The organism is Streptomyces sp. CNS606 (genome assembly GCF_000426325.1).
Genome location: NZ_AUFD01000008.1, coordinates 127,160 through 148,176, shown reverse-complemented (window position 1 = coordinate 148,176; position 21,017 = coordinate 127,160). Strand labels below are relative to the sequence as shown.

The following is a 21,017-nucleotide window of genomic DNA, read 5'->3' as shown; positions in this document are numbered from 1 at the left end:
ACCCCGAAGCGGCAGCCTAGCGCCGCGAGCACATCATCTGCACAACAAGGTCCCGATTTCCTCGGTTTATGGAAAGATCTGCCCGCGAGGGCGCCGGAGGGGACCGGCCTGCCCGACCGGACATCCGGATCCCGTGGGGGGAAGCGGCACATGACGCACACCGTCGGCTACGCGCCGGGCGCGTACGACCTGTTCCACGTCGGCCACCTGAACCTGCTGCGGCACGCCCGCAGCAGGTGCGACTACCTCGTCGCCGGGGTGGTGTCCGACGAGATGGCCGAACGGGCCAAGGGCCGCCCGCCGGTGGTTCCGCTGGTCGAGCGCCTGGAGATCGTCCGCAGCATCCGGTTCGTGGACGCTGCGTTCGTCGAGACGGTGCCGGACAAGCTGGAGACGTGGCAGCAGGTCCGCTTCGACGTCCTCTTCAAGGGCGACGACTGGCGGGGCACCGCGAAGGGCGACCGGCTGGAGGCGGACTTCCGCACCGTGGGCGTGGACGTCGTCTACTTCCCGTACACCATGCACACCTCCAGCACGCAGCTGCGCCGCGCCCTGGACGCGCTGGCGCCCCCGGCCGTCACGCCGGCGGTCGCGGGGCGGACAGCTCCCGGAACCACTTGACGCAGAACGCGACGAGGAACGCCGCGTGTACGGCGGCGAGGACGGCGTACCCGGTGCGGAACGCCGTCTCGCTGCCCAGCAGCAGGAACACGGCGCAGAACACGCCGTAGTCCACCGGCAGCAGCGCCACCGCCCGCAGCGCCGACGGCGCCGGGCGCGGCGCCCCGGGGGCGGGCTTCGGCTTCAGCTTGTCCGTGAGCAGGCCACCGAAGAAGATCACCACGGCTGCGAGTTGGAACCCGAGCGGCAGCAACAGCCATGCCGGGTCGGGCAGGTCGAAGAAGCGGAAGAAGGCCACCAGCACCGCCGCGTGCAGCGCGGTGATCTTCGCGCAGTCCACGACGTGGTCCAGCCACTCCCCCGCCGCACTGCTCTCCCCGCGCAGCCGGGCGAGCTGCCCGTCCGCCGAGTCGAACGCGAAGCCGACCGCGAGCGCCGCGTACACCGCGCACGCCAGCGGCCACGACGGCGGGAGCGCCGCCAGCGCACCGATCCCCGCGAAGCTGAACGCGGCGCTGACGCCGGTCACCTGGTTCGGGGTCAGCCCCGCCCGGTACGCCCCGGCCGCCAGCACCCTGCCCGCCGGCCGGTTCACGTACCGCGAGTACAGCGACACCCCCTTGGCGCTCTTCTGCGCCTCCCGCAACGCCCCGAGCGCCTCCCCGTACGACCCGTACCCGGCCCGCTCCCCCACCTGCGTCATGCTCCCGCCCCTCCCGATCGACTCCCGTCCGCATCCTGTCACCGGCCCTCCGCCACGCGCAGTCCGACGACCGATCCCCTCGCCACCACTCGATCCTGCCGGCGGCGACCAGGAGCCCGTTGAGGGCGCGCCTGTGCCTGTCCCCGTCCCTCGCCGTACGGGGCGGCGGGCTCCGCTGAGGGCCGTCAGTCCGAGGCGCCGTTGAGGTCGTCGTGGAGGAGGCGGGCGCGGCGGCGGTCGCCGGGACTCGCGTCGGTGATGTCGAGGAAGACGTGGTCGAGTTCGGGCCAGCGGTGGACGATGTCGCGCTTGATGCGGACCGCCGACTCCTCGACCTCCTCGCTGTCGGAGCCGCCGACGAGGTCGACGCGGGCGGCCAGCAGGCCCGAGCCGGGGCCGAGACGCATGGTCAGCAGGTCGGTGACGGCGTCGATCTCCGGCTGGCCGCAGAGGAAGGCGTGGACCTCGCGGCGCAGGGGTGAGTCCATGGCCTGGCCGACGAGCTGGTCCCGGGCCTCGCGGCCCAGGCGGTAGGCGACATAGACGAGGAGCGCCGCGATGCCGAGGGAGGCGAGGCCCTCCCAGAGGGTGTCGCCGGTGAGCAGGTGGGCGGTGATCCCGGCGAGGGCGACCAGGACGCCGGTGACGGCGGCGCCGTCCTCGCCGATGACGGTGCGCAGGGCCGGGTCCTCCGTCTCGCGGAGCTGCCTGCGGAACGGGCGGCCGGTCGTCCTCGTCTCCCTGCGGACCTGCCACAGCGCGCGGGCCAGCGAGGTGCCCTCCATGAGTCCGGCGGCGACCAGCACCAGGATGGCGATCAGGTACCCGCCGGAGGGCTCGGAGGCGTCGGAGCGCAGGGCGTGGACTCCCTGATACACGGAGAAGCAGCCGCCCATCACGAAGATGCCCACGGCGGCGAGCAGCGACCAGAAGTAGCGCTCCTTGCCGTAGCCGAAGGGGTGTGAGGCGTCCGGGCGTTTGCGGCTGCGGCGCAGCGAGGCGAGGAGGAAGACCTCGTTGAGGCTGTCGGCGACGGAGTGGGCGGCCTCGGACAGCAGCGCGGAGGAGCCGCTGACGAGGCCGCCGACGACCTTGGCCGCTGCGATGACCAGGTTGGCGGCGAGGGCGACGAAGACGGTGCCCTTCGTCTCCCCCTCCTCCTGCCGGCCCTTCGGCGCCGGCTCGCCCGCCGGGTCGGGGCCGACGGGGCCGCAGGCCTCTTCGGCGGAGGGCTCGACGTCGTCGCAGGCGGTCATCGGCGCAGGCTCCCGGTCGGTGGACGGACGGACCCCCGTTCGGGGGTCGCGTGGTGCACGGACCGGTACCCGGCACGGGTGGGCTGATGCGCGCCCCAAAACGGCACCTGCGGGCCCCGCCCGGCGCTCTCCGGCCCGGGGAGGGACGCCGGGCGGCCGCCCTCGACTGGCCGCGCCCGTCCGGTGCGGCGACGATGGAGGCAGGTGGATACCGAAATGCCCGACGCAGGCGGCCGCACCAGGCCCGGGCCGGAGAGTTCACGCGTGGACCCGGCGCGGGGGCCGGGGTGCGCGCCGGTGGACCCGGAGCGGCGCGACGCGCTGGAGTCCGCCGGGGCGACGCTCGCGGTCGTGTACCTGCTGGACCCGGCCGACGGGGTGCTGCGTGCCGCCGGAAGTGTCGGAGGCGCGCCGGAGGAGCACGGGCTGCCGGCCGCCTGTCCGGCGTCGGAGTCCTCCCCCGTGGCGGACGCCTTCCGGGCCGGGCACCCCCTGTGGCCGATGTCCGCCTACCCGGAACTGGCGCGCCTCTCGCTGGCCGTCCTGCCGCTCGGCGGCGCCTCCGGGCCCTTCGGCTGCCTGGCTGTCGTCGAGACCGGCGGGGAGGGTTTCTGCGCCGAGCGGCGGGCGCTGCTGGAGATGTACGCCGACCACGTCGCGACGTGGCTGGAGGCGGCCGGGGCGGGCCGCGGCGGCATCGCCGAGAGTGCGCGCGCGGCGGCGGCGCTGGAGGACCTGCGGGTCGGCACGTTCACGCTGCACCTGGGCACCGGCCGGATCGACGCCGACCGGTGCGCCCTGGAACTGGTGGATCTCGATCCGGAGGAGTTCGACGCCAGGATCGAGACGCTGCTGGCGTACACCGTGCCGGACGACCTGCCCGCGCTCATGACGGTGGTGAAGCCGGACCCGACGTCGTACGGGCGCGGCCGGGATCTGGAGTTCCGGGTGCGGCGGCCGTCCGGGGAGCTGCGCTGGCTGCGGCTGCGGGCGCGGGTGCTGCCCGACGAGGAGGGGGGCCCGGGCGGGGACGGCGGGCGGGAGCGTCTGCTGGGTGTGATCGCGGACTCCTCGTTCCTGCGTCCCGGGGGCGACGACGTGTCCCGGCTGCAGCAGCTGTCCGCCGCGCTGGCCACCGCGGTGACGGTCGGGGACGTGAGCCACGCGGTGGTGGACTCGCTGCGGGAGCCGCTGGGTGCGGCGCGGGTGGCGCTGGCGGAGCTGGCCGGTGACCGCCTCGCGGTCGTGGGGCTGGACCCGCCGGGGCCGGGCGGATGGCCGGAGGGCTGGCATGCGGGGTCGCCTGGGACACCGGCCCGGGTGCTGCCGACGTTGGACGCCGCGCTCAGCGAGGGGCGGGCCAGCCTGTGGGAGCCGGGCACCGTGCGGGAGCCGGCGCTGGCCGGCGTCGGCCCGGGGGGCCTGGCCGTGCTGCCGTTGCCGGCCGACGGTCAGGTGGTGGGGGCCTGCTTCGTGGGGTGGGACGCGCCGCACGTCTTCGGCGCGGAGGAACGTTCGCTGCTGACGGCGACGGCCGGTCTGGTGGGGCAGGCGCTGAAACGGGCGCATGCGCTGGACGCGGAGCACGAGTTGGCCACGACGCTGCAGCGCAGCCTGCTGCCGCGCCGGCTGCCGGACCTGCCGGGCGGGCTGGCGGTGGCCCGCTATCTGCCCTCGATGATGGGGCTGGAGGTCGGGGGCGACTGGTACGACGTCATCCCGCTGGCCGAGGGCCGCGTGGCGCTGGTCATCGGGGACGTGCAGGGCCACAGCGCAGCGGCGGCCACCCTCATGGGCCAGCTGCGCACGGCCATCCGGGCGTACGCGGCCGAGGGGCACCCGGCGGACATCGTCGTCTCGCACACCAACCGGCTGCTCGTCTCCATGGAGACCGACCTCTTCGCCACCTGCACCTACGTCGAACTCGACCTGGAGGAGGGGCACGCGTGGGTGGTGCGGGCCGGACACATCCCGCCGGTGCTGCGGCTCCCGGAGGGCGGCACGGAAGAGGTGGCGGCGGAGGGTGGTCCACCGCTGGGCGTGCTGCCGGACGCCGAGTACCCCCTGACCACCCTCGGGCTCGCTCCCGGCACGGTCCTGGCCCTCCTGACGGACGGCCTGGTCGAGTCCAAGCGCCTCGACCTGGACGAGGGGATGGGCCGGGTGCGCGATCTGCTGGCCGCCGCCGACCCGGCCGCGGCGGAGCGGATGGCGGACGACGTGGTGGGCGGCGTCACCCGGCGGGAGGACGACGCAGCGCTGCTGCTGCTGCGGTTCGACGGCATGGCGTCCCGCCCGATCCGGGCGGGCTGGTCGGTGTGGCGACTTCCGGACGCCGTGCTGCACGCGCGCCGCTTCACCGCGCGCACGCTGCGTTCCTGGGGCCTGGCCGACGAGGTGGACGGGGCTCTGCTGGTGGTCTCGGAGCTGGTCACCAACGCGCTGCTGCACACCCAGGGCGCGGCGCGTCTGGACCTGATGCTGTCCGGGGACCGGCTGCGGGTGGCGGTGACCGACTCCTCGCCGCGGGCGCCCGCCAAGCCGGTCATCGTGGACTGGGAGGCGACGGGTGGGCGCGGCATCCTGCTGGTCGAGGCGGTGTCCACGGCCTGGGGCTCGGTGCCGGTGGGCGGCGGCAAGCAGGTGTGGGCGGAGGTCCCGGTGCCGGCCCGTGAGCCGGGGGACGGCGACCGTCTCGCCGGCCCCCCGGCGGAAGCGTGGTGAGGCCGGTGCCGACCCGTCCGCGCCTCCCGTTCGGCGCATCTGTCCGCACACGGGCCCGGCGCCTCCTCGCCGCTGCCGTCGCCTGCCTGGCGCTCGCCGTCCCCGCGTGCGGCACGGCCGCCCAGTCCGACGGCTCGGCGCTGCCCCCGGCCGACGGCGTCACCACCGTCGGGCTGCTGCTCCCGGACGCCGTCACCGGCCGCTGGGAGGGGTTCGACCGGCCGCTGATCGCCCGGCAGCTGAAGCGCATCTGCCCCGAGTGCCGGATCGAGTACGCCAACGCCCGCGGCAACGTGGGCACCCAGCAACAGCAGGTCGACACCATGATCACCGAGGGGGTGGACGCGCTGGTCCTCACCCCGGTCGACTTCCGCGCGCTCAGGTCGTCCGTCAAGCAGGCGGACGACGCCGGCATCCCGGTGCTGTCCTACGACCGGCTGACGGAAGGACCCATCTCGGGGTTCGTGTCCTTCGACGGGGACGAGGTCGGCCGGCTCCAGGGCGAGGCGCTGCTCGCGGCGATGGACGAGCCGCCGGGTGAGGCGCGGGTCGTGATGATGAACGGCGACCCCACCGACCCGAACACGGCGGCGTTCGAGGAGGGCGCCCTCGCGGTGCTGGAGGGCGAGGTGGAGATCGCGAAGGCGTACGACACCCCGCAGTGGAGCCCGCTGAACGCCAACCGGAACATGTCCGGCGCGATCGCCGCGCTGGGCCCCGGCGGCATCGACGGCGTGTACGCGGCGAACGACGCCCTGGCCTCCGGCGTCATCGCCGCGCTCAAGGCGCAGAACGTCGAGCCGCTGCCGCCCCTGACGGGCCAGGACGCCGAGCTGTCGGCCATCCAGGACATCGTGGAGGGCGAGCAGACGATGACGGTCTACAAGCCCTTCGGGCCGGAGACCCTGGCGGCGGCCGAGATGGCCCTGGCGCTGGCCCGCGGCGAGCCCGTGGACGCGCTGGCGGGGGCGACGGTCGACACCGAGTCCGCGAAGAACGTGCCCGCGGTGCTGCTCAACCCGATCCCGGTCACGGCCGACAACATCGAGGAGACGGTCGTGAAGCGCGGGATGTACACGATCGAGGAGATCTGTACGCCGAAGTTCGTGTCGGCTTGCGCGAGGGCCGGGCTCGTCGGCTAATCGGCAGGGAGAGGAGTGGTGCGCCGTGTCCCCCCTGCCGCTGCTGTCGCTGCGTGGCGTCTCCAAGCAGTTCGCCGCCGTGCACGCCCTCCGGGACGTGGTGCTGGAGATCAAGGCGGGGAAGGTGGTGGCGCTGGTCGGCGACAACGGCGCGGGCAAGTCGACCCTGGTGAAGGTGATCTCGGGAGTGGGGCCGGCCGACCGCGGGATCGTCGAGTGGCAGGGCCGGGCGGTGCACATCCGGCGCCCGCAGGACGCCCAGCACCTCGGCATCGCGACCGTCTACCAGGACCTGGCGCTGTGCGACAACCTGGACGTCGTCGCCAACCTCTTCCTCGGCCGGGAGATCCGGCGGTTCGGGATCCTGGACGAGGTGGAGATGGAGCGCCGCGCCCGGGACCTGCTGGACGCCCTCTCCATCCGCATCCCCGACCTGCGCGTGCCGGTGGCGTCGCTGTCCGGCGGCCAGCGGCAGACGGTCGCCATCACCCGTTCGTTCCTCGGCGGCCCGAAGCTGCTGCTGCTCGACGAACCCACGGCCGCGCTGGGCGTCCAGCAGACCACGCAGGTGCTGGACCTCATCGACCGGCTGCGGGACCGCGGCGCCGGCGTGCTGCTGGTCAGCCACAACATGGGCGACGTGAAGGCGGTGGCCGACGAGGTGGCGGTGCTGCGGCTGGGGCGCAACAACGGCCTCTTCGACGTCACCACCGCGTCCCAGGAACAGATCATCTCCGCCATCACGGGAGCGAGCGGGGACGCCGTCACCCGCGACATCCGGCATCCCGGGGAGGCGGACTGGTGAGCAGGCCCGGCAGGATCACCAAGGGCTGGGTGGAGGGCTACCAGACCCGGATCGCCGGGGGCGAACTCGGCTTCGTTCCCGCGCTGATCGGTCTGGTGGTCATCTGGATCGTCTGCCAGAGCCTCAACGCGAACTTCCTCTCCGCCCGCAACCTGTCCAACCTGGGCGTGGACATCGTCGGCACCGGGCTGATCGCGGCGGGCATCGTCTTCGTCCTGCTGGTCGGCGAGATCGACCTGTCGGTCGGTTCGGTCAGCGGCCTGGGCGCCGCACTGTTCGCCGTGCTGAACGTGCAGCAGGGGGTTCCGGAGTGGCTGGCGTTCCTTTCGGCGGCTCTGTGCGGGGCTGCCATCGGCCTGGTGCACGGCTTCTTCATCGCCAAGGTGGGGGTGCCCGCCTTCGTGGTGACGCTGGCCGGGCTGCTCGCCTGGAACGGCCTGATGCTGTTCGTGCTGGGGCGCAGCGGCACCGTCAACATCGACGACGAGGGCATGGTCGCCATGCTCACCAGCACCTACTTCGAGGAGGTGGCCGCGGCGTACGCGCTGGCCGCCGTCGGCACCGGGCTGTACTTCCTCGGCGCCTGGCTGGACCGCAGGCGGCGCCTCGCCGTGGGACTGCCGCTGCGTCCGCTGAACGAGGTGCTGGCCCGCACGGGCCTGCTGGCGGCGGTCGCGTTCGCGGCCGCGTACGTGCTCAACATGTTCCAGGGGCTGCCGCTCGCGCTGCTCATCCTGGTGGTGGTGCTCGCCCTGATGGACTTCGTGGTGCGCCGGACGGGCTACGGCAGGCGGGTGCTCGCGCTGGGCGGCGGCATCGAGGCGGCCCGCAGGGTGGGCGTGCGGGTGAGCACGGTGCGCATCTCGGTGTTCGTGGTGTCCTCGACCATGGCCTCGCTGGGCGGCCTGATGCTGGCCTCGCGCATCACCTCCGCGAGCCAGACCTCCGGCTCGGGCACGCTGCTGATCAACGCCATCGCTGCCGCCGTCATCGGCGGCACCAGCCTGTACGGCGGCCACGGCACGCCGTGGTCCGCGCTGCTCGGCATGCTCGTCATCCAGTCCGTGGCGTCCGGCATGGCGCTGCTCGGCATCCAGGGCTCGGTGCAGTTCATGGTGACCGGCGGGGTGCTGCTCGCCGCCGTCGTCGTCGACTCCCTCTCCCGCCGCTCACAGCAGCTGCACGGCCGCACCTGACCGGCCCCGACGCCGTGCGCACGGGTGTCCGGGCCGCGCGCGGGCGCGCGCGGTGACAACGGTAGGGTGCGGTGCTGCGAAGGCGGTCAAGGGGAGGAATCCAGGATGAGGTCCCGGTTGCTGACGGCGGCGACGACCGCGACGGTTCTGGCGGCGACGCTGTCGGGATGTATCACGGTGCACGGTGAGACCGCCGTGGTGCCCGCGATCAGCACGTCCGAGGCCAAGAAGGTCCTGGACAGGTTCATCGAGGTCAACAACAAGGCCAACCGCACCTTCGACGCCGAGCTGAACAAGACCATCGAGGGCGGCGCCCTCGGCGCGATAGACCAGGCCGGTCTGCGCGCGCGGGACGAGGTCCACGGACAGGGCAACGAGGACTTCAGCCCGCTGGAACTGACCGACCCGCGGTTCCTCATCCCGGAGCAGGCCGGCTGGCCCAAGTCCTTCGTCGCCGACACCGCCAGCAACCGCGGCGACGGCGGCCGCTGGTACCTGGTGTTCCAGCGCGACGGCGTCGACGAGCCGTGGCTGGCCACCTACCTGGCCGTACTGTCCGAGGAGGAGACCCCCGAGTTCGCGACGGACGGGGACGGCCACGTGCAGGACGTGCCGGTCGGCGGCGGACCGGGCGCGGAGCCCGGTGCCGAGAAGCTCGCCGTACCGCCGGAGAAGGCCAGCAAGGGCTACACCACCTACCTGCAGGAGGGCGGCGAGGGCTGGGCGGCCGGGCCGCACACCAGCGCCTGGCGGGAGGAGCGGGCGAAGAACGCCGAGCAGCCGCGGGTCCGCACCGAGTGGGCGGACCTGCCCGTCCAGCCGCCGCGGTTCACGCCCTTCGCGCTGCGCACCGAGGACGGCGGCGCGGTGGTGTTCTTCGCCTCCCAGCACTACATGAAGCAGACCGCCTCGAAGGGCTACTCCCCCGAGATCGACGACCCCTACGTCGAGGCCCTGATGGAGGGCGAGCCGAAGCAGTCGGTGACGTACGTACGGGTCTCGGAGCAGGCCGTGCTGGTGCCGACGGCGGCGGACGGCGGCGACGTGGAGTTCCTCAGCCGGGTGACCGGGCTGACCGAGGTCAAGGGGTCCTGACGGGGTCCTGACGGCCGCGCGGCGGCCCCGCGCACCGGCGACGGCTCGGCGGCCCGCCGGCCCTCAGCGGGACGGCCAGGGCGCGGCCGGTTCGTGGTCCCGACGGCCACCCGCGTGCACGGCGCAGGCATCGGTGAGCGTCTCCAGCAGCGTCAGCGGCTCGGGCAGCGCCTCCCCCGGCACCGGCGGCCGCAGCCAGCGCACGTCCGCGTACGGCCGGTCGCCGGGCAGCGTCGCGGGCGGCACCAGGACGTAGCTGCCGCGGCAGTGCCAGCGCAGGCCCGGATGCTCGTCCATGGTCTCCGGGTGGCAGTCCAGCTCGCACGGCCACCACTCGTCCTCGTCGTCCGGGGTGCCGCGGGTCGCGGTGAAGAACAGCATCCGCTCCCCGTCGGAGAGCGCCACCGGCCCGGCCGCGGCGTCGTCGCCCTGCTCGTCGAGCCTCTCCAGCGCCATGCGGCCGGCCTCGACCGGCACGTCCAGCACGTCGTGGGTACGGCCGGTGGCGGTGACGAAGTTGGCCTGCGGCTGCGTCTCCGCCCAGCGTTCGATCTGCTCCGGGTCGGTGGTCGCCTGCGTCTGCCAGGCGAACGACACGGGGTGCCGGCCGGGCGTGGGGCAGCCGATGCGTACGCACGAACAGCCGTACCCCGACGGGTGCGCCGCCGGAGCGAGCGGGAACCCTGCCTCGGCGGCGCGCAGCAGCAGTTCGGCACGGGCGCGGGCGGCATCCGGACCGGAGCGGGCCCCGTTGCGGGCACGCCGTCGCAGCCACTGGGAGAACCTGCTCTCGCGTTCCATCTACCGCCTACCGTCTCACTCACGCGACCTTCGGCCGTGGCGCCGGGTCACCCGTGCGGACCCGCGCACCCGCCTCACGGACGAGGGTACGCAGTGCCGCACCGCCGTGACGCGGAATCCGTGGATCACGGGGCCGGGCTGTTCCCTCGCACCGCGGACACCTGCCCCCATCCTGCCTCTTCGCCCCGATCCGTGCGCACCGGGGTCGGGCCGCGGTCCGCCGTGCGGAGCGGTACACAAGCGGGGCGGGCGGGCGCGCGGCGGCCGGAAGCGCGATACTCCACCACAGGGGAGGACGCCTTCCGTGACGGAGGGGGGTGGGAATCCCCGTAAAGACCGTGCGCGACACTCGCAGGAAGCCCGCTGGGAGTGGACCATGGCCTCACCAGTGCACGGCGATCCCGTGAGGAGCAAGAGTTGTTCAAAGCGCGTCGCTACCTGATGTGCCCACCCGAGCACTTCCGCGTCACGTACTCCATCAACCCCTGGATGGACCCGGGGAAGCCGGTGGACCTGCCGCTGGCCGTCGCCCAGTGGGAGGACCTGCGGGACCGCTACCGGGCCCTGGGCCACACGGTCGAGGAGCTGACCCCCGACCCCGACCTGCCGGACATGGTGTACGCCGCGAACGGCGCCACGGTCGTCGACGGCCGGGTGCTGGGGGCGCGCTTCGCGCACCCGGAGCGCGCGCCGGAGGCGGCCGCGCACGCCGAGTGGTACCGGGAGAACGGCTTCGCGGACGTCCGCGAGCCGGAGCACATCAACGAGGGCGAGGGCGACTTCGCCGTCACCGCGTCCTGGCTGCTCGCCGGGCGCGGCTTCCGCAGCAGCCCGCTCTCGCACGGCGAGGTGCAGGAGTTCTTCGGCCGCCCGGTGATCGGGCTGGACCTGGTGGACCCGCACTTCTACCACCTGGACACCGCGCTGTGCGTGCTGGACGACGGCGTCGACGGGGAGGTCATGTACTACCCCGACGCGTTCTCGCGCGGCAGCCGAGCCGTTCTGGAGCGGCTCTTCCCGGACGCGCTGATCGCGAGCGAGGCGGACGCCCGCGCGTTCGGCCTGAACTGCGTCAGCGACGGCCACCACGTGCTGGTCCCGCAGGCGGCGACCGGGCTGTTCGAGCCGCTGCGGGAACGCGGCTACGAGCCGATCGGCATCGACCTCGGAGAGCTGCTGAAGGGCGGCGGCAGCGTCAAGTGCTGCACGGCGGAGCTGCGCCCGGCGGACTGAGGAACGGAACCGGGGTGCGCGCCGCACGGACGCGCACCCCGGCGTGGACCGGCACACCGCGTCCGAATGCCCCGCCGTCACCGCGCGGCGCGGGTCGCGGCGTGCCGGTCCACGGCGTCCTGGAGCACGTCGCAGGTGTGCTGGAACTCGACCATCAGGCGGTCCGCCTCCAGCAGGAGCACGCCGTAGGGGTGGTGCAGGTCCTCCGCGGGCAGCCGCTCGCGGTCGCCGAGGTCGGCGAGCCGTTTCCTGCTGTCCTGAGCCGATCCGGCGGCTTGGCACAGCTTCGTGGCCTGGTCCTGCAGCCGGTCCTCGTCCACCTCGCTCAGCAGCCTCGCGATCGTCGCGGCGGAGGACAGGAAGTCCCCGTACACCTGGACGAACCGGCCGTGGTCTCCCCGCCCCCGTTCCCCTTCCCTCTCCCGCCACTGGTCGAGGCTGCGGGTCATGGAGGCGACCTGGTGCGCCACCCGCTCCAGGCCGTCGATCACCGCGCGGTAGCCGCTGAAGTCCGCCGTCATCCGCCGGCCGGGCAGCAGGCGGCGCGGGTTGTAGAAGAGGCTCTCGTAGGCGGTGTCCACGGACGACCTGGCCTGGTCCACGCTGGAGCGGAGATCGCCGGCCCGGTGGCGCCACTGGCGGGTGCGCTCCTCCTCCAGGCTGTTCTCCTGCAGCGCGGCGAACATGTCGCTCAGCAGGTCGCACAGGCTGTGCGCCAGGGAGCGGACCCCGTACTCCGCGCTGCGGTACCGCAGCGGCGGCACAAGGACCACGTTGACCAGCACGCCCACGGCACATCCGACCAGGACCAGGAGAACGATCTCGCCCAGCAGGGAGAGGCGCTCGCCGCCGGAGCCGGCGGACAGGAAGGCGGAGAAGGCGAAGAAGGCGGCCGTGACGACCTGCCCGCCCTGCGTGCCGAGGGGCCGCCAGCGGCCGATCACCAGGGCGATGAACGCGACGAGGGCGAAAGTCGCCAGGTCCGGGCCGGCCACGAACCCCAGCACCCCCTGCAGGGCGACCCCGACCACCACCGCTCCCACGTAGCGCAGCGCCTGGGAAACGGACTGGTAGACGGTGACCTGCATCATCAGCACCGCGGAGAACGGCGCGAAGGCGGGGAACTGAGCGTGCATCAGGCGGTGGGCGATCACCCAGCCCACGCACGCGGCGACGGTGCTCTTCGCCACGAGCAGCAGGGTGTTGCGCTCGTGGCTGCCTGCGGACGAGGCGCGCGTCCACCACTGGCGGACGCGGCTCAGGCGGTCGGGCGGCGCGGCCCCGCGGGTGCCGACGGCGGCTCGGTCATGGGACACCGGTCTCTGCTCTCCTTCTCCGTCGCGTGCGTCACGGCCGGGTCGTGCGTCGGAAAGGTGCACGCGCGGCCGGGACTGCGCCGGCCGGGAGGAGCCCGGCCGACTCAGTCCCGTGTTGCCGCTCGGCGGCCGCTCATGCAGGAGCAGGGGCAGGTCCGTACGGGAACACCGCCGGGGGCGGACACGGCGGCATGAGGGCGGCACGGCCCCTCGGCGGTGGGCAGCCCGGGAAGGAGCCGCTGGTGACCCGAGTCGGAGATTCGTCGTTGGTTGGGTCTGAGCCGTCCGGGTTCGAAGATTCCGCCGTTGTCGTTGACTGATGCCCAGCGGGCTGTGCTGGAGGGCTGGGTGCGTCGCCGTACGACGTCTCAGGCGCTGGCTCAGCGGTCGCGGATCGTGCTGGAGTGCGCCGAGGGCCACGCGCATCCTGGAGGTCTCCCGCCGCCTGCGGGTTTCTCCGGACACGGTCCGCACCTGGCGAGAAGGCCCTGGTGCTGTGCGTGGACGAGAGAAGAGTCAGATCCAGGCCCTGACCCGGTCCCAGCCGCTGACTCAGGGCCAACAGGTCCAAGCCCTGAAATCTGCCCGCTGTGTCAGGGTTCCGGGGAAGTGTTCGGTTGAGGACACCCGAGTTCCTTCTTCGCGCCTGCCATGTACGTCACGGCGAAGCGCTTCATGTCAGCGCGCGACGGATCGGCATGGACTCCACCCGGCGGCGGGTAGTGAAAAGTACCAGCGATGTTGGGACGCCCGGGTAGGCCGCATTTGAGGATTATCTTCGTTCTGCCGTTGGACTTCATGGCGCCAGAACCCGGAAGGCTCAAGGTGATCTCGTCGCCGTCACGATATCTGTGGTCTTTCAAGGGTTCGTAGAACTCGGTCGATGCACCGAAGGCGATTCTCACGGCTGACTCTCCGTCCACCACCAGGTCACAGTGGTTGTACAGCTTGGGCAAGGGTTCGCCGGATTCCTTGAGTTCCGCTCCGCCCGGGAGGACGGAGCGGACGGTGCCCTCTGGAAGCGGCACACCGCATACCCGCTCCGGCACGCCGAACTCCTCCTCGGGCAGGGAGCATCCCGCTACCCCTCCAAGAACGAGAAGCATGGCGGCGAGCTTGCGCTGCGCGAAGACCACTAGTGGTCACCTGCTATTCCGTCGAGATGCGCCGCCCTGTTGTTCACTGAATCTGCCGCGACGTTCGTCAGCCCGCAGCCAGAACACCATTGATGTACCGCGGAAGAGAAGTCGTACCCGCGCACTGGTGCGTCAGGAGTCGACCTCTACTTGTCGCCCGGTTCCGGGCCTTCCGCACGACCGGTGAGCATTTCGGCGAAACTCTTGATCTTACCGGGACTGAGCTCTGTTTCCGGCTTCTCGCCAGTCGCATTGCCGAACAGAATCATCGGGCCGACACGGACCTGATAGACACCACCGACCTCATCGATTCCGGACTGACCGAAACGCGCGTCACGGGTATCGCCGAGCTCGCCGAGATCCAGTGTGCGCGGGTGAGAGTCAGGCAGCTGCCCGAATCGCTCCCACAACGAGTCGTACGCGGCCGCCGCCGAACCGTCGTCCTTGTAGGTAATCACGATGAAAGTGGCGAAGCTATGCTGCTCCTTGTGATGGAACCTCACTGAGCTGTAGAGGCGGACCCCCTTGCAAGCTTCACTCTCGCCCGGGCAGAGCTTCCCCTCGAAGGCGCTCTTGTAAGAGGTTGTGGTCGGCTTGAAGAATGTCCTCCAACCAGGCATAGCACTCTTCCCCGGGAGGACCGCGTTCACCTCGGCCTTCGTGAGCGTCACCTTCTCAATGTCGGCCCCGCATCCCGCCACAAGCAGCAGGGACCCTGCTGTCGCAGCAGTCACCGATCGCCGGAACTTCCCAAAGTGCACTAATCCTCCCCCGTTCGCCGCCGGTTGCCTCCACGGCGGACAGGGGCACATTCTAGTGGTCGCGGGACACCCTTTCGGCGACTGCCTATGCCCCCTTCACCTACAAGGGTTCGCCCGCGGCGAGCCGTTTCGGACGCCGATCGCGCATGGAGCCGTTGGACGCAGTGAGAGCGCAGGGTCCGCCCGTCGCCCCCACCCGGCTCCGGCTTTGCGCCGGGCATCGCTGGCATCGGCAGCGATGTCTGACACCCTCCGCCACTCCTCACCAGTCCCAATTTCCACTCTTGTCTGCATTTTCGGATACATTTTAGTTGATGCAGTCAGACATTGCGAGCTAAAAACGCACACATAACAGGGGTGTCTCATTGCAGCTTCCCGCTTTTCGCTCCTTTGCTGTTCGGGTAACTTGCTTGCGGGTGCATCGATTACGGGGGAAGTCAAATGGGGAACAATGCCGGCGTGAGATCCGTTTTTCCGGCCACCCTGGGAATTGTTGTCGCTGGAGGCCTGCTTGCTCCGAAGGCGGCCACTGCGGCACAAGCGAACGGCGTGGTAGCGCTGAACGGCCAGGTCAACAAGGCTGTGGCGCTGGAGAACGCCCGATTCCGGGTGCGGCTGGCATCGACCTGAGCACCCAGCGGGCCTACACATCGAAGTCGTCCCTCAGCTACAAGATGACCGCTGACCACGACTCCCTGTGCGGCAACAGCGACAAGCCCGACTACGCCCCCAAGGTCCAGCAGTACTACAACCGCATCGAAGAAGAACTGTGAACCCCGAACCCCACGAAGTGCCCGCCCCCGCCCCCGCGCGGCGGCGGGCACTCGCCGCTCGTCCGCCGCTCACGGCCGCTGCTCTGATCACAGCCGCGATCGTCGCCTACCTCGCCGTCGCCGGCTCCCCCTTCGAGGCCCACCGCAGAGAGCACCTGGCCGGACAAGGCCCCCTCCAGTCCCACACGCAGCAGGGCGCCACCTCCATGTACGCACCCGAGCGAACGCCATGGACGGGCACCTTCGGCACCTACGTGCTCTGCTCCACCACCGGCTCGGCCATCGAAATCGAAGACATCCGCTACCGCACCACGGTCAAGCCCCTCGACGTCCACCTGATGCTGCGCACCGTGTCAGGCAAGACCAGAGCCACCGACCCGGCGGCCGGACCCCTCGGTGGTGCCATCGGCGAACCTCCCGACCTGCCGGATGGACGACTTCCCGGCCGCTTTGAGAAAGCCGGCCCCGGCACCCGCATCACCCAGAGCTGCGCGGACGAGGACAGGTCGACATCCGGCTTCACCGAACTACTGTTCGCCATGAAAGTGGGCGAGCCAGGAGGCATCATCGATCGCGCCTGGATCGACTACCGAACGAACGATCACCTCTACACTCTCAAGCTTGAATGGGAGATGATCGCCTGCGGAAAAGAGGCCGCACACGCGGCCGGACCCGGAAAGTGCAACGGCACCGCGAATCCCCCGACGGCGTCAGGAAGCTGAAGCCCCACACGGGCACGGCACCCGAAAAGCCGGCGGCTCATGATGCGGGCAGGCAGGGCCGCCGCATCCAGGGCCGGGCACATCCAGCCTCACTCTCCGTCAACTGCAACACACCTGGCCGGCCGGGCCGGGCGGGGGCCAGGCGTCGCCCCAGTCGGCGTTGCGGGCGGCGCGGTAGTCCGCGCCGTGCCGCTTGCTGACCGTCGTCCGCCGCAAGCCCTCGTGCTCGCTGCACAGATCGAGCAGCACCTGTCCCTTGCGGATCTGCGGCTTGCGCACGATGCGGGCGGAAGCCGGGCCGCCGGCGCCCCCGTCGAGCAGCCCGGGGGTCACGGCCGCGACGTAGGCGAACTTCTCGTCCTCGTAGGGAAGGGTGCCGCCCTTGACCCGGCGGTGGAGGGAGGAGCGGCTGACGCGGGCGGCGAAGTGGCACCAGTCCTCGCCGGGCACGATCGGGCAGCGCCCGCTGTGCGGGCAGGGCGCCAGGACGGTCAGCCCGGCCGCCACCAGCCGGTCGCGGGCTTCGATCATCCGGGCGTAGCCGTGGGGGGTGCCCGGTTCGACGACCAGGACCGCTCCCCGGGCCGCCCCGGCGGCCGCCTCGATGACGGTGCCGCGGTCCGCGTCGGCGAGTTCGTTGAGCACGTAGCCGACGCTGACCAGGTCGGCCGGAGGCAGCGCGGCGTCCCCGGCGAGCCGCTGCCGCCGCCACTCGGCGGCGGCCGGCGCCGCGGAACCGCGCTGCGCCGCGAGGTCCCGTCCCAGGGCGAGGGCGGGTTCGGACCAGTCGAGCACGGTCGTGCCACGCGTGGGACCGCCCGGCGGGCCGTCGCCCCAGACCGCGTCGGCGGCCCACACCGCCGCGCCGGTGCCGCCGCCCAGGTCCAGGTGTGTCTCCGGCGACCAGCCGGGGGCCCGTACGGCCAGGGCCCGCAGCGCCGCCGCGACGGCCTCGAACGTGGCGGGCATCCGGTACGCGGCGTACGCCACGACGTCCGCGCGGTCGCGGAGGATGGGCGCGTGGGTGGGGGTGGCGCCGCGGTAGTGGCCGATCAGCCGCTCCACGGCCGACGCCGCCCGCCGGGGCGGCAGCCCGTCGACGAGCGCGTCGAGCGCGGCCCTCAGCGACTCCGCGGTCCGCGGTGAGCTGGCCTGTTGCACCGTGGCAGTGTACGGGGTGCGCGGGTACGGGGTACGCCGTGCATGATCACTCGAAGCGTTCGGTGGAGCCCGCTCCGTGGCGCACGATCTCCGCGCCCCCGCCGGAGAAGTCGATGACCGTGGTGGGTTCGGTGCCGCAGTCGCCCGAGTCGATCACTGCGTCCACGACGTGGTCCAGCCGGTCCTTGATCTCCCAGCCCTGGGTCATGGGCTCCTCCTCGTCGGGGAGCAGCAGGGTGCTGGAGAGCAGGGGCTCACCGAGTTCGGCGAGCAGCGCCTGCGCGACGACGTGGTCGGGGATGCGCACGCCGACCGTCTTCTTCTTGGGGTGCAGCAGCCGGCGCGGCACCTCCTTGGTCGCGGGGAGGATGAAGGTGTAGCTGCCGGGGGTCGCTCCCTTGATCGCGCGGAAGACGTCGTTGTCGATGTGCACGAACTGGCCCAGCTGGGCGAAGTCGCGGCACACCAGGGTGAAGTGGTGGCGGTCGTCCAGATTCCGGATCGACCGGATGCGGGCGATGCCGTCGGCGCTGCCCAGCCGGCAGCCCAGCGCGTAGCAGGAGTCCGTGGGATACGCGACGAGGGCATCGGACCGGACGGCCTCCACGACCTGGCCGATGCTGCGCGGCTGAGGGTTTTCGGGGTGCACGTCGTAGTACTTCGCCATCCGGCGAGTTTACGCGGCGTCATGCCCCGTCCCACAGGGCTTCGGCGCTGCGGGCTGCGACGTGTGCGCCGATGCCGGCGAGCAGGTCGCAGGACGGCATGGCGGCGAGCCTGCGACCGTCCCGCAGCCGGAGCGCGGCGCGGCCGTCGCCCGCCTCCCGCGGGCCGACCACGGCCTGATACGGCACGTGGCGGGCCCGCCGGACGCGGGCCCCGAGGGTGCCGCGTTCCGGGCCGGCGACCTCGGCCCGCAGTCCCTCCTCGACGGCCCGCCGGGCGAGCGCGGCGGCGGCCGGGTGTTCGGCGTCCGAGACGGGGAGGACGACCAGCTGGGTGGGGGCGAGCCAGGCGGGGAAGGCGCCGCCGTGCCGTTCGAGGAGGTGGGCGACGGCCCGTTCGATGCTGCCGACGACGCTGCGGTGCACCATCACCGGCCGGTGGCGCCCGCCGTCCGCCGCGACGTACTCCAGACCGAACCGCTCGGGCTGGTGGAAGTCGATCTGCACGGTGGACAGGGTGAACTCGCGTCCGGCCGCGTCGGTGAACTGCACGTCGATCTTGGGCCCGTAGAACGCGGCCTCGCCCTCCGCCGCCTCGTACGGGAGGCCGGAGGCGTCGAGCGCGTCGGTGAGCAGCGCGATGGCCCGTCGCCACCGCTCCTGCCCGGCGACGTACTTCCCGCCCGCGCCCGGGAGGGAGAGCCGGTGGCGGGTGGGGACGATTCCCATGGCGCGGTGGGCCCGGCGGATCATCTCCAGCGCGGCGCGGATCTCCGCCGCGGCCTGGCCCGGGGTGCAGAAGACGTGCGCGTCGTTGAGGCGGATGGCCCGCACGCGGCTCAGACCGCCCAGCACCCCGGAGGGTTCGGACCGGTACATGTCGCCCAGCTCGGCGATACGCAGCGGGAGTTCGCGATGGCTGCGGGAACGGGACCGGTAGATGAGCGCGTGGTGGGGGCAGAGGCTGGGCCGCAGCACGACCTGCTCGCCGCCGAGGTCCATCGGCGGGAACATGTCGTCGCGGTAGTGCTCCCAGTGGCCCGAGAGCTCGTACAGCTCCCGTTTGCCGAGCGGCGGCGCGTAGACGTGGCGGTAGCCGGCCCGTCGCTCCTCGCCGCGCACGTACTCCTCCAGCGCGTGGCGCACGGCGGCGCCGTCGGGCAGCCAGTACGGCAGCCCCGCGCCGATCAAGGGGTCGGTGTCGAAGACGTCCAGCTCGCGGCCGAGCCTGCGGTGGTCCTGCACGGTGGTCTCCCTCGGTGTCGGGGACGAGTGACCACCGCACGGCGAAGCCCCGGGGCACTCGCCCCGGGGCTTCGCTTCGGTTCGTCGTTCAGCGCGCCGGGACGTCAGTCCGGCGTCGTCGTGACGACAGCGCGCTTCATGTCAGGCAGGCTAGCAGCGTCGGCTCCGGGCGGGACAGCGGTTTTCCGGGAGCGGGAGGCGGGGTAGAGTGGGCTTCCCTAGTTTCCCGGTCTGTTTGACCGGAAAGAGTGGCCGAGGGAGGTTCCGGGTGGAGGGCTCACCGGTGCGGCCGGTCGTGGTGGTCGTCGGCGCGGGAGCGGCGGGCACGCTCGTCGCGTTGCACGTGTGCGACACCGCGGTGCGCGCCGGACAGCCGCTCGACCTGGTGCTGGTCGATCCCGCGCCGGAGGCGGGCCGCGGCACGGCGTACGGCAGCCGGGATCCCCGGCATCTGCTCAACACACCGGTGGGCGCGATGAGTTGCCGTCCGGATGATCCGGGACACTTCCGGCGCTGGCTGTGCCGGCACGAGGAACAGGTCGGGGACGGGGACTTCGTCTCCCGCTACCGGTTCGGCTCCTACCTCGGCCACACGCTGGGCCGTGCGGTGATCGGTGCGCGGGAGACCGTGCGCGTCCGGCGGCTGCGGGCGGAGGCGGTGCGGTGCGACTGGCCGGACCCCGCCGGGAGAGCCGCTCTGCTGTTGGCCGACGGGCGCCTGGTCCACGCCGACCGGGTGGTGCTGGCGACCGGGCCCGCCGAGGGCGGCGGATGGATTCCGCAGGAACTCCGGGAGGCGCCGGGATTCCTGGCCCGGCCGTGGGAGACCGGCGCGCTGGACGTCGTCGCGGCGGACCGCGACGACGTGCTGCTGGTCGGCGCGGGCCTGACCGCCGCCGACCTCGCGATGACGCTCGCGCGTCCCGGCCGCACGGTGCACGCCGTCTCCCGCACCGATCTGCTGCCCGCCCGGCACGCGGACGTGCCGCTGCCGCCCGTCCCCTGCCCACCCGGACTGACGGCGGAACGCTCCCCGGGACGGCTGCGCGCCGCCGTGACCCGCCATCTCGCCGGTCAGCGGCGGGAGTCGGGCGACTGGCGTCCGGCCATGGACGGGCTGCGGCCGGTGGTCTCGCGGGTCTGGCAGGGCCTCGGCGAAGCGGAGAAGGCGGAGTTGATGGCGCACGGCATGACCCGGTGGAACACCCTCCGGCACCGTATGCCCCCGGCGACCGCGCGCACCGTGCAACGACTGGAGGCCACCGGCGGGTTGCGGCGGCACACCGGACGGATCTCCTCGGTACGCCCGCTGGAGACCGGCAGGTTCGCCACCGTCCTGGCCGACGGCGCCCGGCTGACGACCGGCTGGGTGGTGGACTGCACCGGTCCGGGTTCGGAGACGGACGCGGCGCCGGGATCGCTGTGGCGCTCCCTGCTGGACTCCGGGCTGGCCGTGCCCGGGCCGCTCGGCCTCGGTGTGGCGACCGAGGAGGGACGGCTGCTGGACGAGCACGGTACGGCGTCGCGTGCGCTCCACACCCTCGGAGCGCCCAGGCGCGGCGAGTTGTGGGAGACCACCGCCATCCCGGAGATCCGCGTGCAGGCCGCCGCCCTCGCCGACGCGCTGGTGGTGTCGTACCGGTAGGCCGCCCCGCCCGTGGC

General features: G+C 72.4%; 19 protein-coding genes. 10 read left to right on the top strand and 9 right to left on the bottom strand.

What is annotated here, in order from left to right:
* The first annotated feature begins 150 nt into the window (after window positions 1-150).
* Window positions 151-621: an adenylyltransferase/cytidyltransferase family protein gene (locus K304_RS0105790; RefSeq protein WP_027762974.1), complete on the top strand. Its 471-nt coding sequence runs from the start codon at window positions 151-153 to the stop codon at window positions 619-621.
* Here K304_RS0105790 and K304_RS0105785 read toward each other — a convergent pair.
* Entirely contained in the window at window positions 578-1,324 is a 747-nt protein-coding gene (locus K304_RS0105785) for a CDP-alcohol phosphatidyltransferase family protein (RefSeq protein WP_051307936.1), read from the bottom strand. The genes K304_RS0105790 and K304_RS0105785 overlap by 44 nt on opposite strands.
* Window positions 1,325-1,509: 185 nt before the next feature.
* A complete protein-coding gene (locus K304_RS27495) occupies window positions 1,510-2,580 on the bottom strand; it encodes a cation diffusion facilitator family transporter (RefSeq protein ID WP_051307933.1) in 1,071 nt (356 codons plus the stop codon).
* A gap of 216 nt (window positions 2,581-2,796) precedes the next feature.
* Here K304_RS27495 and K304_RS27490 point away from each other — a divergent pair, with 216 nt between their 5' ends.
* From K304_RS27490 to K304_RS0105755, 5 genes are all read left to right on the top strand, one after another.
* Window positions 2,797-5,304: a SpoIIE family protein phosphatase gene (locus K304_RS27490; protein ID WP_078528609.1), complete on the top strand. Its 2,508-nt coding sequence runs from the start codon at window positions 2,797-2,799 to the stop codon at window positions 5,302-5,304.
* A 5-nt stretch (window positions 5,305-5,309) separates the two neighbouring features.
* A complete protein-coding gene (locus K304_RS27485) occupies window positions 5,310-6,446 on the top strand; it encodes a substrate-binding domain-containing protein (protein WP_037789382.1) in 1,137 nt (378 codons plus the stop codon).
* 25 nt (window positions 6,447-6,471) lie between these two features.
* The gene (locus K304_RS0105765; RefSeq protein ID WP_027762972.1) at window positions 6,472-7,251 is read left to right on the top strand and encodes an ATP-binding cassette domain-containing protein; all 780 of its coding nucleotides are present in this window, start codon (window positions 6,472-6,474) and stop codon (window positions 7,249-7,251) included.
* Window positions 7,248-8,447 carry a sugar ABC transporter permease gene (locus tag K304_RS0105760; protein ID WP_486591583.1) on the top strand — a complete coding sequence of 400 codons (1,200 nt, stop codon included), beginning with the start codon at window positions 7,248-7,250 and terminating at the stop codon, window positions 8,445-8,447. Before K304_RS0105765 ends, K304_RS0105760 begins: the two co-directional genes overlap by 4 nt.
* Window positions 8,448-8,552: 105 nt before the next feature.
* On the top strand, window positions 8,553-9,542 hold the full coding sequence (locus K304_RS0105755; protein WP_037789324.1) for an SCO2278 family lipoprotein: 990 nt from the start codon (window positions 8,553-8,555) through the stop codon (window positions 9,540-9,542).
* Window positions 9,543-9,605: 63 nt separating this feature from the next.
* On the opposite strand, the gene K304_RS0105750 is transcribed toward K304_RS0105755, so the two are convergent.
* On the bottom strand, window positions 9,606-10,343 hold the full coding sequence (locus tag K304_RS0105750; RefSeq protein WP_027762970.1) for a bifunctional DNA primase/polymerase: 738 nt from the start codon (window positions 10,341-10,343) through the stop codon (window positions 9,606-9,608).
* Window positions 10,344-10,712: 369 nt separating this feature from the next.
* Between K304_RS0105750 and ddaH the strand changes: the two genes are divergently transcribed.
* Window positions 10,713-11,576, top strand: coding sequence for a dimethylargininase (gene ddaH / locus K304_RS0105745; RefSeq protein WP_486591582.1), 864 nt, complete (start codon window positions 10,713-10,715; stop codon window positions 11,574-11,576).
* Between the two features lie 77 nt (window positions 11,577-11,653).
* Here the strand turns inward: ddaH and K304_RS27480 are convergent, their stop codons facing one another.
* From K304_RS27480 to K304_RS0105730, 3 genes are all read right to left on the bottom strand, one after another.
* Entirely contained in the window at window positions 11,654-12,892 is a 1,239-nt protein-coding gene (locus K304_RS27480; RefSeq protein WP_486591581.1) for an aromatic acid exporter family protein, read from the bottom strand.
* 593 nt (window positions 12,893-13,485) lie between these two features.
* Window positions 13,486-14,028, bottom strand: a complete 543-nt coding sequence (locus K304_RS33245) for a hypothetical protein (RefSeq protein ID WP_158687303.1) — start codon at window positions 14,026-14,028, stop codon at window positions 13,486-13,488.
* Window positions 14,029-14,174: 146 nt separating this feature from the next.
* Entirely contained in the window at window positions 14,175-14,699 is a 525-nt protein-coding gene (locus K304_RS0105730) for a hypothetical protein (protein WP_158687302.1), read from the bottom strand.
* Between the two features lie 549 nt (window positions 14,700-15,248).
* Here K304_RS0105730 and K304_RS33570 point away from each other — a divergent pair.
* Window positions 15,249-15,419, top strand: a complete 171-nt coding sequence (locus tag K304_RS33570; protein ID WP_199779572.1) for a hypothetical protein — start codon at window positions 15,249-15,251, stop codon at window positions 15,417-15,419.
* A 139-nt stretch (window positions 15,420-15,558) separates the two neighbouring features.
* Window positions 15,559-16,284, top strand: a complete 726-nt coding sequence (locus tag K304_RS0105720) for a hypothetical protein (RefSeq protein ID WP_486591580.1) — start codon at window positions 15,559-15,561, stop codon at window positions 16,282-16,284.
* Window positions 16,285-16,383: 99 nt separating this feature from the next.
* Here K304_RS0105720 and K304_RS0105715 read toward each other — a convergent pair whose 3' ends face one another.
* From K304_RS0105715 to thrS, 3 genes are read right to left on the bottom strand one after another with little or no spacing between them, the layout of a single operon-like run.
* Window positions 16,384-17,445 (bottom strand): small ribosomal subunit Rsm22 family protein, encoded by a 1,062-nt coding sequence (locus tag K304_RS0105715; protein WP_027762965.1) that lies wholly within the window; start codon window positions 17,443-17,445, stop codon window positions 16,384-16,386.
* A gap of 46 nt (window positions 17,446-17,491) precedes the next feature.
* Window positions 17,492-18,112: an L-threonylcarbamoyladenylate synthase gene (locus K304_RS0105710; protein WP_027762964.1), complete on the bottom strand. Its 621-nt coding sequence runs from the start codon at window positions 18,110-18,112 to the stop codon at window positions 17,492-17,494.
* 19 nt (window positions 18,113-18,131) lie between these two features.
* A complete protein-coding gene (thrS, locus tag K304_RS0105705; RefSeq protein WP_027762963.1) occupies window positions 18,132-19,355 on the bottom strand; it encodes a threonine--tRNA ligase in 1,224 nt (407 codons plus the stop codon).
* A 268-nt stretch (window positions 19,356-19,623) separates the two neighbouring features.
* On the opposite strand from thrS, the gene K304_RS27475 reads away from it, so the two are divergent.
* Window positions 19,624-21,000, top strand: coding sequence for an FAD/NAD(P)-binding protein (locus tag K304_RS27475; protein WP_486591579.1), 1,377 nt, complete (start codon window positions 19,624-19,626; stop codon window positions 20,998-21,000).
* Window positions 21,001-21,017 lie beyond the last annotated feature (17 nt).